Annotated in this window: 11 protein-coding genes; 2 read left to right on the forward strand and 9 right to left on the reverse strand. The window is 62.4% G+C overall.

The genetic code is table 11. The annotated features are described in order from the left end of the window. Positions 1-3 precede the first annotated feature (3 nt). From EHW12_RS02500 to nhaA, 3 genes are read right to left on the reverse strand one after another with little or no spacing between them, the layout of a single operon-like run. Positions 4-939 carry an alpha/beta hydrolase gene (locus EHW12_RS02500; protein ID WP_007732412.1) on the reverse strand — a complete coding sequence of 312 codons (936 nt, stop codon included), beginning with the start codon at positions 937-939 and terminating at the stop codon, positions 4-6. Positions 940-954: 15 nt separating this feature from the next. Then, complete coding sequence (locus EHW12_RS02505) at positions 955-1464, reverse strand: phage holin family protein (protein ID WP_007732413.1); 510 nt, start codon at positions 1462-1464, stop codon at positions 955-957. Further along, a complete protein-coding gene (gene nhaA, locus EHW12_RS02510; RefSeq protein ID WP_047270015.1) occupies positions 1461-2708 on the reverse strand; it encodes a Na+/H+ antiporter NhaA in 1248 nt (415 codons plus the stop codon). The genes EHW12_RS02505 and nhaA overlap by 4 nt, the downstream gene beginning before the upstream one ends. Positions 2709-2965: 257 nt before the next feature. Between nhaA and EHW12_RS02515 the strand changes: the two genes are divergently transcribed. Then, a complete protein-coding gene (locus tag EHW12_RS02515) occupies positions 2966-4357 on the forward strand; it encodes an MFS transporter (protein WP_065455127.1) in 1392 nt (463 codons plus the stop codon). 55 nt (positions 4358-4412) lie between these two features. On the opposite strand, the gene EHW12_RS02520 is transcribed toward EHW12_RS02515, so the two are convergent. From EHW12_RS02520 to EHW12_RS02540, 5 genes are all read right to left on the reverse strand, one after another. After that, on the reverse strand, positions 4413-6098 hold the full coding sequence (locus EHW12_RS02520) for a membrane protein (RefSeq protein WP_042446692.1): 1686 nt from the start codon (positions 6096-6098) through the stop codon (positions 4413-4415). A gap of 135 nt (positions 6099-6233) precedes the next feature. Then, a complete protein-coding gene (locus tag EHW12_RS02525; RefSeq protein ID WP_042446695.1) occupies positions 6234-7286 on the reverse strand; it encodes an AAA family ATPase in 1053 nt (350 codons plus the stop codon). Between the two features lie 10 nt (positions 7287-7296). Beyond that, the gene (locus tag EHW12_RS02530) at positions 7297-8334 is read right to left on the reverse strand and encodes an aliphatic amidase (RefSeq protein WP_003946093.1); all 1038 of its coding nucleotides are present in this window, start codon (positions 8332-8334) and stop codon (positions 7297-7299) included. 26 nt (positions 8335-8360) lie between these two features. Continuing rightward, positions 8361-8981, reverse strand: a complete 621-nt coding sequence (locus EHW12_RS02535) for an AmiS/UreI family transporter (RefSeq protein ID WP_125050243.1) — start codon at positions 8979-8981, stop codon at positions 8361-8363. A gap of 122 nt (positions 8982-9103) precedes the next feature. Then, a complete protein-coding gene (locus tag EHW12_RS02540) occupies positions 9104-10183 on the reverse strand; it encodes a substrate-binding domain-containing protein (RefSeq protein WP_125050244.1) in 1080 nt (359 codons plus the stop codon). A gap of 107 nt (positions 10184-10290) precedes the next feature. Here EHW12_RS02540 and EHW12_RS02545 point away from each other — a divergent pair, with 107 nt between their 5' ends. Further along, complete coding sequence (locus tag EHW12_RS02545; protein ID WP_125050245.1) at positions 10291-10716, forward strand: MarR family transcriptional regulator; 426 nt, start codon at positions 10291-10293, stop codon at positions 10714-10716. A gap of 36 nt (positions 10717-10752) precedes the next feature. On the opposite strand, the gene acs is transcribed toward EHW12_RS02545, so the two are convergent. Then, positions 10753-12684, reverse strand: coding sequence for an acetate--CoA ligase (acs, locus tag EHW12_RS02550; protein WP_037132608.1), 1932 nt, complete (start codon positions 12682-12684; stop codon positions 10753-10755). Positions 12685-12929 lie beyond the last annotated feature (245 nt).

Here is a 12929-nt window from a genome sequence, read left to right on the forward strand (position 1 = left end):
CGGTCACTTCTCCGTAAGGAGGAAGTCCCCGAGTTCGCGATTGACGCGCTCGGGGGCTTCCTGATGCGCGTAATGACCGACTCCGGCAATGGTGCGCAGTTTTTCGCCGGGAGCCCAGTGCTTGTCGCGACGCACGGTACGGGTGAGCACGTACGGGTCGAGTTCGCCGTGAATCTGGACGATCGGAATGCGAAGAACCTGATCCATCAAACGCATGAAACGTCGGCCCTCGGGGCGGAGCTGGCTGCGGAAGGCCCAACGCTGGTACTCCAACGTGGAATGCGCGACGCCCGGGATCCGGATCGCGGACCGCATCTTGCTCATGACGTCTGCGAATTCGGGTTGCTGCGGCCAGGTGGGGCCCGACCGCGAGCGAACCAGACGCTCCACTTCGGCGCCGTTGTCGGCCGTCAACCGACGTTCCGGGCGTAGCGGTACCTGATAGGCCAGGAACGAGGGCAAAAGCGCGCGGCGCTGATAGGGGTCGCGGACGACTGCTTTCTTGAGCGCCATCGGGTGTGGAGACGAGATCAGCGCGATCGACCGCACCAGGCGTGGATGCAGGAGCGCGGTCGCCCAGCACACCAACCCGCCGTCGGCATGACCGATCAGCGTGGCCTTGCCGTAACCCATCGCACGAATGAGGCCGGCTACGTCACCGGCGAGCGTCCAACCGTCGTAGCCGCGAGGGGGCTTGTCGGAATCGCCGTACCCACGAAGATCCATGGCGACGACGCGGAATCCCTGCTCCGACAGTGCCGTCAACTGATGGCGCCAGGACCACCAGAAATCGGCGAATCCGTGCAACAGGACCACCAACGGAGCATCCGGCTCCGCGTCGCCTACCTCGACGACGTGAAACCGGATGCCGTTGGCGTGAATGTCCCGGTGAATCCAGGGGCCGTCGAACCTGACGGTAGATGGATCTGGGGCTGCCACTTTCGATCAGACTCGCTACCGGCGCGCGTTGAAATCGACCGACGGCTTTGCGTCGTCATGGCTGCCGGGGATGACGTTCTTGGCCTGCTTGAGCGATTCGATCGTCTTCTCCGGAGCCCTCAGCTTGCGCACGCGCAGATAACCGAGCAGCGCCAGAATCGCGGTGGTCACCACCATGATCAGGAAGACGATGAGGAACGCCAGCCAGCGCGGCACCCAGGTGTCGAGCATCTCGGCCAGGAAGAAAAAGAAGAAGAACGAGCTGAACAGCAGAACCGTGAAGGCCAGGATGAAGAAGACGCTGCCCTGCAGACCCTTCTTGACCTCGCCCGTCACCTCGGCCTTGGCAAGTTCGACCTCGGCGCGCACGAGGGTGGAGACCTGTGCGGTCGCGTCCTTGACGAGGGCCCCGATGGTGGCCTCGCCCGGCGTGCGGGCGTCCACATCGGTGAGAGGGATGGAAGAGACCGTGTTCGGTACTCCATCTCCGGTGAAGCGCTGGCTCTCTCCGTTGGTCAAGCTCACTTGTCGACCTCTCCAGGTAGTTCTCTCGCGTCCGTGGCAATGGCGGAAGCGTCGTCTCGAGCCGCATGAACTCGTCCACGTCGCCACAGCAGCGCTGATCCGATCAGCGATGCCACCAACGATGTCACGAGAACTGCGGCCTTCGCTATCTCGGCCTCGCTGCCATCGCCGACCCCGTCCAATGCGAGGTCTGCTACAAGCAGGCTAACGGTGAACCCGATGCCACCGAGAACTGAGAGGGCAAACATGTCTCTCAATTCCAGTGTCTTGGGTTTGGTTGCTATCCCCAATTTGATCGCGAGCAGGGAAATTCCGAAGATTCCGACGGTTTTGCCGACCAGAAGGCCGACGACAACCGATTGCCCGACGGGGTCGGTGAAAATGTCGCCGAGCACCGCCGCGTTGATCGGAACACCGGAGGCGAACAGTGCGAAGACGGGGACACAGAAGCCTGCAGAGTAGGGCTGAATACGGTGCTCGAGACGGCTACCGGGCGCGTACTCCTCGTCCGGATCGCGCCTCACCCGGGTGAGTAAGCCGAGCGCGACGCCCGCGAGTGTGGCGTGTATCCCCGCTTCGTGCATCGCGTACCAGGTCAGTAGTGCCAGCGGGACGTAGAGGAACGGCGTCGTGATGCGTTTGTGTTGGGCGTAGGCGTAGGCAGCCAGGGCTGCGGCCGCGGTCAGCAGCCACAACATCGCGAGGGAACCGGTGAACAGTACGGCGATGAGGATGATCGCGAGCAGATCGTCGACGACGGCCAGGCTGAGCAGGAAAACTCGGGCGCTCGCCGGGATCTTCGAGCCGGTCAGCGCGAGCACGCCGAGGGCAAAAGCGATGTCCGTCGCGACGGGAATGGCCCAGCCCTTGTCCATGCCGGGCGTGCCGAAACCGATGGACGCCGCGATGATCGCGGGGACCAGGACGCCGCCGCACGCCGCGATGATCGGGAGCATCGCGGCTTTGCGGTCCGCGAGTTCGCCGACCACCAGTTCACGTTTGAGTTCGAGGCCGGCGACGAAGAAGAAGACGGCAAGCAGTCCGTCCTGCGCCCACGTGCCCAAGCTGAGGTCGAGATGGAGTGCGGACGGACCGATCTGGAAGTCACGTAATGCGATGTAGCTCTCACCGAAAGGAGAGTTCACCCAGATCAGAGCGAGGGCGGCAGCGATCAGGAGGATCGATCCGCCCACCGTTTCGGTGCGGAGGTAGCGGGACAGTTCGGAACGCAGGGTGGAGATCACGCGTGGGGACGACCTTTGTTCGTGCAACCGAATTCGGATGCAACAGACATGAACGTGATCGACGTTGTGACGCATCGAATGCACGTGCCGACCAGACTTCCCGGCTCACCTTTACGGAATTTTATCGCGGATTGCCCGCTGAGCCGAATTCGCGAACCGAATTTGCGTCGGAAAACCCCGCGGGTGTTCAATTCCTACTGATTGGGACACTATCCCACCAATTGGACATCTTTCGTATAACGGCGCAGGAGCATGTTTTGAGCACGTCAGTCAGTGAGAATCCACCCAAGCCGGAGGGCGGCGACGCAGATACCGTCGCCGGAGTGCCGCGCAGCCGAATCGTGGTTGCCAGCATGGTGGGTACGTCCATCGAGTTCTACGACTTCTACATCTATGCAACAGCGGCAGTATCGGTGTTCCCGCACCTGTTCTTCCCGAAGGGCAACGACACCACCGCGCTTCTCGCGTCGTTGGCGACGTTCGGACTCGCGTTCGTCGCCCGTCCCCTCGGTTCGATTCTCTTCGGGCACTTCGGTGACCGCGTCGGACGCAAGGCAACTCTGGTCGGCTCGCTACTGACGATGGGCATCGCGACCTTCCTCATCGGACTGCTGCCCACTTATCACCAGATCGGACTGCTGGCCCCGGCGCTGTTGGCGCTCATGCGTTTCTGCCAGGGCCTCGGACTCGGCGGCGAATGGTCGGGCGCGGCTCTGCTCGCGACCGAGACGGCCAAGGAAGGCAAGCGGGCCTGGGCGGCGATGTGGCCGCAACTCGGTGCGCCCATCGGCTTCTTCATGGCCAACGGACTGTTCCTGATCATCACGTTGTTCATGAACCACGACAATTCCAGCCCGGACCTCGAGGGTGCCTTCCTGAGTTGGGGATGGCGAATTCCGTTCCTGCTCAGCGCAATCATGGTGATGATCGGCCTGTACGTCCGGCTCAAGCTCGAGGAAACCCCGGTGTTCGCGCGCGCAGTCGAGCGCGGCGAGAAGGTCAAGACTCCGGTGGCCGAGGTATTCAAGACCAGTTGGCGTCAGCTGATCATCGGTACGTTCGTGATGCTCGCGACGTACACGCTGTTCTACATCATGACCACTTGGGTTCTCAGCCACGGAACCGGCAAGACGCCGGCCGACGGTGGAACCGGTGCGGGCTTCAAGTACACCGATTTCCTTGTCCTGCAGTTGATCGCAGTCGTGTTCTTCGCTGCCGCCGTGCCGGTCTCGGGTTGGCTCGCCGACCGTTACGGGCGTCGTATCACCTTGCTGATCATCACCGGTCTGATCATGGTGTTCGGCTTGACCTTCGGTGTCTTCCTCGAACCGGAAGGAATGAACGACGGTCGCATGTTGGCGTTCCTCATCGTGGGCATGCTGCTCATGGGCCTGACCTTCGGCCCGATGAGTGCCGTTCTCCCGGAACTCTTCCCGACCAACGTCCGCTACACGGGCTCGGGAATCGCGTACAACACGGCCAGTATTCTGGGCGCAGCGGTGGCGCCGTTCATCGCCGTCTACCTCGCGAAGAACTACGGCGTCGGTTGGGTCGGCATCTATCTTCTCGTAGCGGCGACGCTGACTTTCGTCGCGCTGCTGGTCATGCGTGAGACGAAGGGTGAGTCGCTCGACGATGTAGGGGCATAACCCTGCTGTGCGCCTTTATTAACCCCCGGCGGTTAATAAAGGCGCACAGCAGTTGTCAGGGAAGCTGAGCCGGCAGGACGTGCTCACCGGTCTTGTCGGTGCTCAAGGCCAGGGAGCTGATGTACTGCTTCTCGCCGTTCGGACCGGGAACGTTCGACGCGAGCATGTCGGGACGCTCGAATTCGATTCCGCTGACGCAGCACAGAAGCGTTTCACCGGAGGGGTTCCCGTACTCGTCGAACATCGGCAGGTCGATGCCGTCGTCGGTGCGCCGCAGGTAGTACTTGCCCTTGGTGGCGACGGCCAGGACCGGCGGCATCACCAGCGCGATGACGATTGCGACGATCGGGGAGAAGGGCTTGATCGCCGAACCGAAAGCACCGAAGAACACCAGGATCGAAATGCCCGCGGCCAGCAGCATCGACACGAAGCCGACGGGGTTGACGTCGTAGAGCATCCCGCGTCGGAACTCGGGGACTTTCGGGGAGAGCTTCAACCAGTACTTGTTGATCGCGATGTCCGAGGCGACGACCACGACCCAGGCGATACCGCAGTTGGCGTAGAAGCCCAGGATCGTGTTGAGGAAGTCGAACATGTTGGCTTCCATCAAGATCAGTGCGATCGCCAGGTTGACCAGAACGAAGACCATGCGTCCGGGGTAGGTCTTGGTGACGCGGGTGTACGAGTTGGTCCAGGCCAGTGAGCCGGAGTACGCGTTGGTGACGTTGATCTTGATCTGGCTGATGACCACGAGGATCACGGCCAGCGTCATGGCCAGCCAGTGAGGCATCATGTCCTGGTAGATCTCGAGGAACTGGTGCACGGGCTGGTTGGCGATCGAGGATCCGTCGACGACGTTCGCGATGATGTACACGGCGAGGAACAGTCCGACGATCTGCTTGAACGCGCCGAAGATCACCCAGCCGGGGCCGGCGAGAATTACTGCAGCCCACCAACGACGGGTGTTCTCCGGCGTCTTGGGCGGCATGAAGCGTAGGTAGTCGATCTGCTCGGCGATCTGTGCGATCAGCGACAAGCAGACACCCGCGGCCAGCATCACCGATCCGAAGTTGACGCCCTTGCCGTTTGCGCCGTCCTCACCGCCGAAGGCGAAGAACGCGCTCACCGAATCAGGGTGCTTGAACAGCAGATACAGGAACGGCAGCACCATCATGACGAGCCACAGAGGCGTCGTCCACACTTGGAGCTTTGCCAGAGCCTTCATTCCGTAGATGACCAGTGGAATGACCATCAGGGTCGAGACCGCGTAGCCGATCGAGAGTGGGATCCCGAGCCCCAGTTTCAAACCCTGGGCCATGATGGAACCTTCGAGCGCGAAGAAGATGAAGGTGAACGTCGCGAAGATGACGTTGGTGACCACCGAGCCGTAGTAGCCGAAACCGCTTCCGCGAGTGATCAAATCGAGGTCGATATTGTATCGCGCGGCATAGTAGGCGAGTGGGAAGCCGGTCGCCATGATGACGACGGCAAACACGGCGATGCCCAGCAATGCGTTACCGGTGCCGTACGAGATGCCGATGTTGGCGCCGATCGAGAAGTCTGCGAGATACGCGATTCCGCCGAGCGCGGAGGTCGCGACGACGCCGGTTCCCCATTTGCGGTAGCTGCGTGGCGCAAATCGGAGGGTGTAGTCCTCCAGAGTCTCCTTCAGTGCGGCGTTCTCACCGAGATCTGCCCTGTCCGGTGCGCCGGCGGACACCTGCTCGTTCACTGCTGTCATGACGTCACTTCCCCTGGGTGCCTGTGCATGTGCACTTTGTGGTGCAGGCACCCAACCTAGGGAGGTGGCGTTACGCGGACATGTTTGAAATGTGTCGCCCACGTTGCGGATTCGATCCGCAACGTGAGCGAGCACTCATGGGACTTTCTTTACCTGTATCTGATCACCAACTGCCCGCGCCTGCAAGGCGAGTGGTTGCGTCCCGACCGGCCGAAGGTCGAGAACGGCGGCGGCCACCGGGTCGGCCAAGACGTTCCGGATGGTCCGGCGCAGGCCACGTGCTCCGTACACCGGGTCGAACCCGCGCCGTTGCAACAGGGCGACGGCGCTGTCCTCCACCTCGACGTCGATGCCTCTCCTGGCCAACCGAGTCGTGATCAGTTCGATCTCGAGACGGGTCACTTGTTCCGCGGTCTGTTCGTCGAACTCGTCGAGGATCACGGTTTCGTCGATGCGGTTGAAGAATTCGGGGTCGAAGAACTTCTCCAACGCGCGTTGCACCAGATGATGACCATGGCGCGGTCGATCGATCCGGACGCGATCGGCGAGCTGCCGCAGGTGAGATCGCCGACGTTCTGCCACCGCAGCAGAGCCGAGATTCGAGGTCAGGAACACGTAGCTGTTGCGGAACGAGATCTTCTGCTGACCGTTCGCCAACCGGAGTTCGCCGTTGTCGAGGACCTGCAGGAGCGCACGCAGCACGGTGGGGTCGGCCTTCTCCACTTCGTCGAACAGGACGATTCCGGGGGTGTACGGATCGCCCTCGACGGTGTTCTTGTCGAACAGCGTGAAGGACTCCTTGCTACCGGCATATCCAGGTGGAGCCCCGGAGAATGACGCCGCATAATGCTCTTGCGCAAGAGCATTCATGTCGATGCGGCACAGATCATCGGGTCCTGACCGTAGTTCTGCGGCCACGCGCCGCACCAATTCCGTCTTGCCGACGCCGGTCGGGCCAACGAGAAGGATGTTTGCGAGCGGACGCGTCGGATCCGTGGCACCGACATGCGCGATCGAAATCGCACGAACCACTGCGTCGACGGCGGCCTGTTGTCCGACGATCTTGGAACTCAGGGCTTTCGAGAGCTTGCGAGCGTCGAAGGCCCCGACCGGTACGGGTTCGGTTCGTTCCTCGGCCGGTGGTGCTGCACTGTTCCGGTCATGGAGCATGTCGGTGATATAAGGCACAGTGAGATCCTTACGCTTCGATTGTCTTCTCGACCGGCAGGTTTCCGACGCGACAATCCGCTACACCCACTGTGTCTCGGGTGATGGCCTCGACGCGTTCCTGAGCCTTCTGGGCGTCGGTGACCCACAGCTTGTAGAACTCGAACGGGCAGTCCGCGACGCCCTTGTCTCCGTCACCTGCTGCGTGGACACCGGAATAGCCGCGATGGAGGAGTTTGAAGATGTGGTTCTGGGACTGATCGTTCTCGCGTGCGTCGCGAATGGCTGAGACGGAAAGCTGCGCGTACTGGATTCCGTATTCTTCTTCGCCGGTTTCACCCAGCGTCCGGCCGTCGAATCCGATGATCGCGGAGTGTCCGAAGTAGGAGTAGACGCCGTCGAATCCGGCCGCATTGGCAACTGCCACATAACAATTGTTGGCCCAGGCCATTGCCTTGGACATCATCACCTGCTGGTCCTTGGCGGGGTACATGTATCCCTGGCAACGGACGATCAGTTCTGCACCCTTCATCGCGCAGTCGCGCCAGATCTCCGGGTAGTTGCCGTCGTCGCAGATGATGAGCGAGATCTTCAGCCCCTTCGGGCCTTCGGTGACATACGTCGTGTCTCCCGGGTACCACCCTTCGATGGGGCACCAGGGCAGGATCTTTCGGTACCTCTGAACGATCTCGCCCTTGTTGTCGATGAGGATCAACGTGTTGTACGGGGGCTTGTTCGGGTGGTCTTCGTGCTGTTCGCCGGTGATGGAGAAGATTCCCCACGTGTCGGCTTCGCGGCACGCTGCGGAGAAGATCGCGGTCTCGTCGCCCGGGATGGTGGCTGCTGTCGCGTACATCTCCTCCTCGTTGTACATGATTCCCTGCGTGGAGTATTCGGGGAAGACCACCAGATCCATTCCGGGGAGGCCGGTCTTCATGCCGATCATCATGTCGGCGATCTTGCGCGCGTTCTCGAGGACGCCGGCGCGATCGTGCAGGCGGGGCATCTTGTAGTTGACCACTGCTACGCCGACCGTGTCGTTGCTCGAGGAGATGTCACCGTGTCGCATTGTCTTTCACTCCTTGGTTGTGTCGATCAGTTGAAGACTGGACGGGATTGGGGTACTGCGGTTTTGGGTGCAGCGAGGATCTTGGCCAGGCCCAGGAGAACCAGAAGCGCTCCGGCCCAACCGGCCGCGACGGCGGGTGTGGTGTGGAAGTTGTCGGTCAGGATCAGAAATGCGGGGACCGTGCACGTGGGCTGGCTCAGAAGGACCGCTGCCCAGCCGGTGAAGCGACTGAGATTCTCGCGGCCGAGCCCGAGTACCAGGAAGAACAGCGTCCACAGCGCTGCCCATGCGAGCCAGATGACCCCGAAGACGGGGTCGTTGCTCACTGTGAAAGAGAGGAAGGAGTACACGAGCGCGGCGCACGCGACGAACAGCGAGAACCACCCGATTCCTTCCGGCTCGAAGCCGGCGAGATTGCTGATGCCCACGTAGAGATAGGTGAATCCGAACAGGTAGAGCCCTGAGGCCGCCAGGACGGCACTCGAATCTCGCTGAGCCTGAATCAACATGACGGTGGGGACGACGCATTGAAGTGCGCCGACGAAGAGGTTGAGGACCGAGGCGGATCGAACGGGAACTGTGCCGAGCAGCATCAGTCCGTTGACGAAGAGGACGGCTCCCACGTAAAGCAAACCAACACTGCCCATCGGGCACCTCCGGTTACTTCGGGACGGTTACTTCGGGACGGGTTACTTTCAAATGAAATGATTCCAAATGAAACTAAGTGATGCGCGCCACAGAAGTCAAGAGGGAGATCTCAGGGAAAACCTCAGAGCGTTGCGATGATCGAGAAGTCGAGTCCGTCGGCGACGGCGAGCTGAATCTTCTGCCGTGCAACACGATCACGAAACTCGACGGTTCCGCGAGGCCCGTCGTACGCGGCACCCTCGACGACGGCGTCCAGGTCACGCGGATGTGTGCTGTCGGCGCGTCGAACCAGGGCCGAAAGGGTATGTATCCCTTCGTAACACGATTCGGCGGCATTGTTCAGCGCCGGAGCGTGCGCGCCGTGCAGTGCAACGTAGCGCCCGAGAAGATCCATGGAGTTGCCGTCGACCATCGAACGGAAGTACGCGGCGGAGGCAAACAGGTTGCGGGTTGCCCTCGGCCCGCTCGCGAGCAGCATGTTCTCTTCCATCAACGGGCTGAACCGGATCATCGACTCGTCGAGGCCGCGGCGGGCGAAGGCGCGGTTGAAATCGACGGCGTCCTGGCCGACGAGGAGCATGATCACGCCGTCGCAACCGGAGTTCGAGACGGTCTCGACCAACTGCTTCATGTTTCCGCGCCCGAGGTCGACAAACGAACCGCCGACAAGGCTGAGATCGAGTTCGGTGGCGAATTGCCTCACGGCTCCGAGAGAGCTGTGCGGCCAGATGTAGTCGTCCCCGACGACAAACCACTTACGCGCTCCGACGTTGTCGCGCAGCCACTTCAGCGCCGGCGCGATCTGCTGACGTGGTGTCTCACCCGAGCAGTAGATGCCGGGCCTGACCTCGCCGCCCTCGTAGAGCGAGGTGTACGAGTACGGAATGCGGTCCGCGACCACGGGCGCAAGCGCATGGCGCACCGAGGAGATGTGCCAGCCGCTGACCGCGTCGATGTCGCCTGCGTCGAGTAGTTGTCCCACGCGGGCGGCGACGGCACTCGGCGTCGCGCCGCCGTCGATCACTTCGATCTGGACTTCGCGTCCCAGTACGCCACCGGATTTGTTGAGGTCGCGGGCGGCCAATTCGCTGATTGCTTCGCAGGAGGGGCCGAACAGTCCGGCAGGTCCCTGGAGGGGAAGCACCATGCCCAGGCGCCACACGGCGCCGCGCGCGCGTTCGAGCGCGCCGGTAGCGCTCATGCGTCGCCGCCGGAATCGGAAGTCAGCGGCCTGGCCTGGGTTACTATCATTTCATTTGAAAGTATTGCCCGAGAAGTGTGAAGTACGCAACAGCGGGGGAGCGATCAGTGGGAAAAAGTGACTCCGGAATTCTTGATGCTTCGCTGACGACCGCGCTGGTCCGAGCGGCTCGAATGGCCGCGGCAGCAGCGGAGAAAGCGCTGGCGGCTGAGAATCTCACTCTCGATCACTGGATGACGCTCGAAGCCCTGGCGTCGACCGAGGGGCTGACGATGGCTGAGCTGCGCGATCGGACGGGAACACCGGCTCCGACGCTGACGCGAGTTGCGGACAAGTTGGTCTCGCTTGCGCTGATCTATCGCGAGGTCGGTGAGGACGATCGCCGAAAGGTACGCGTGTTTCTCTCCTCGCGCGGAAAGTCCTTGCACAAGCGGGTTGCCGCAGACATTCGCGTAGCCGAGGAGTCCTGGCTGACGCCGAAAGAGGAAGTGAAGTTGCGAGAGGGGCTCCGCCCCTGTGCGCCTTTCCGGTAGTGGGGACTACCAAAAAGGCGCACGGGGCCGAAGGCCCTACTTGCCGCGGATTGCGTCGAATACCTTGGGGTCGACCAGGGTCGAGGTGTCTCCGAGGTCGCGGCCTTCGGCGACGTCGCGCAGGAGGCGGCGCATGATCTTGCCGGACCGGGTCTTCGGCAGTTCCGGCACGATCGTGATCTGACGCGGTTTGGCGATGGGGCTGATGTCGGTGGAGACCTGAGCCTTGAGTTCGGCGATGAGGACGTCGCCGGTGTTCTCGACGCCTTCACGGAGGATGACGAACGCGACGATGCCCTGTCCGGTGGTCTCGTCGGCGGCACCGACGACGGCGGCTTCGGCGACTCCGTGATGGTTCACCAGTGCTGATTCCACTTCGGAGGTGGAGATGCGGTGACCGGAGACGTTCATGACGTCGTCGACGCGGCCGAGGACCCAGAGTGCGCCGTCGTCGTCGTACTTGGCGCCGTCACCGGCGAAGTACCAGCCTTCTTCGGCGTAGCGGGACCAGTAGGTGTCGCGGTAGCGGTCCATGTCGCCCCAGATGCCGCGGAGCATCGCCGGCCACGGCTCGTCGAGGACGAGGTAGCCGTTGCCGCCGGGGCCGAGGGGCTTGGCGTCGTCGTCGACGATCTTGGCGGAGATACCGGGCAGCGGTGCCATCGCGGATCCGGGCTTGGTGGCGGTGATACCGGGCAGCGGGGAAATCATGATCGCGCCGGTCTCGGTCTGCCACCAGGTGTCGACGATGGGGGCCTTGTTGCCGCCGATGACGTCGCGGAACCAGCGCCACGCTTCGGGGTTGATGGGCTCGCCCACAGATCCGAGCAAACGGATCGAAGACAAGTCGTGGGCGTCGGGGATTTCCCGGCCCCACTTCATGAACGTCCGCACGAGGGTGGGGGCGGTGTAGTAGATGGAGACGCCGTACTTCTCGATGATGTCGAAGTGGCGGTGCTCGTTCGGGGAGTTGGGGGTGCCTTCGTAGACGACCTGGGTGACACCGTTCGAGAGGGGTCCGTAGACGATGTAGGAGTGCCCGGTGACCCAGCCGATGTCGGCGGTGCACCAGTAGACGTCTTGTCCCGCTTTGTGATCGAAGACGTTGTGGTGGGTGTACGACGCCTGGGTGAGGTAGCCGCCGGAGGTGTGGATGATGCCCTTGGGCTTTCCGGTGGTGCCGGAGGTGTAGAGGATGAACAGGGGATGTTCGGCGTCGAAGGCCTGCGCCTCGTGCTCGGGCGAGGCCGCCGCGACGGTCTCGTGCCACCACAGGTCGCGGCCGTCGGTCCACTCGACGTCGATGCCGGTCCGGTTGACCACCAACACGTTCTGGACGGAGTCGGCGCCGGCGACGGATTCGTCGACCGCTGTTTTGATGGGTGCTGCGGCGCCGCGTCGCCACTGGCCGTCGACGGTGACGACGAGCTTGGCTTGGGCGTCGTCGATGCGCGAGCGTAGGGCGGTGGCGGAGAATCCGGCGAAGACGACCGAGTGGGTCAGGCCGAGGCGGGCGCAGGCGAGCATGGTGACGATCGCTTCGGGGATCATCGGCATGTAGATCGCTACGCGGTCACCGGCGACGAGGCCGAGGTCGGTGAAAGTGTTTGCGGCGCGGCTGACTTCGGCGAGGAGGTCGTTGTAGGTCAGATCCCGGGAATCGCCTGGTTCGCCTTCGAAGTGAATGGCGACGCGGTCGCCGTTGCCGGCGAGGACGTGGCGGTCGACGCAGTTGTAGGCGACGTTGAGTTTTCCGCCGACGAACCACTTGGCGACGGGGGCGTCGGTCCAGTCGAGGACGTCGGTCCATTTCTCGTGCCAGTGAAGGCGCTCAGCCTGATTCGCCCAGAAAGCGAGGCGGTCGGTATCTGCGGCAGCCTGCAACTCCGGTCCCGCATTGGCGGCCGCAGCGAACTCTGCGCTCGGCGGATATGCCTGGGGGACGTCTGTTTCGGCTGCGCTTGTCATGGCTGACGGCCTTCTTTCCACTTTGATCGACACTTTTCTGACTCCGTGTGAGGGTAGTCACAAGCTCGCGTAAACGCACCGTTGCATCACGTTGCAACCCGTTGTCCTGCGACGATCGGTCGAATTGATGCGACGGGTGGTCGCTTCCGCCGACGAGTGAATGGGCGCGGACAGATTTCCCTCGGAATTGCGGACAATGGGTGCGATGCGCGCCCCGCGTCGGATGTGTCTATTGTCAAACCATT

The sequence above is a fragment of the Rhodococcus sp. NJ-530 genome (assembly GCF_003860625.1).
GTDB lineage: Bacteria > Actinomycetota > Actinomycetes > Mycobacteriales > Mycobacteriaceae > Rhodococcus_F > Rhodococcus_F qingshengii.

Excerpts from the sequence above, each read along its gene's own strand:
- EHW12_RS02520 (WP_042446692.1), bottom strand. The coding sequence starts at position 6,098 with ATGACAGCAGTGAACGAGCAGGTGTCCGCCGGCGCACCGGACAGGGCA.
- EHW12_RS02530 (WP_003946093.1), bottom strand. The coding sequence starts at position 8,334 with ATGCGACACGGTGACATCTCCTCGAGCAACGACACGGTCGGCGTAGCA.
- EHW12_RS02535 (WP_125050243.1), bottom strand. The coding sequence starts at position 8,981 with ATGGGCAGTGTTGGTTTGCTTTACGTGGGAGCCGTCCTCTTCGTCAAC.
- EHW12_RS02540 (WP_125050244.1), bottom strand. The coding sequence starts at position 10,183 with ATGAGCGCTACCGGCGCGCTCGAACGCGCGCGCGGCGCCGTGTGGCGC.
- acs (WP_037132608.1), bottom strand. The coding sequence starts at position 12,684 with ATGACAAGCGCAGCCGAAACAGACGTCCCCCAGGCATATCCGCCGAGC.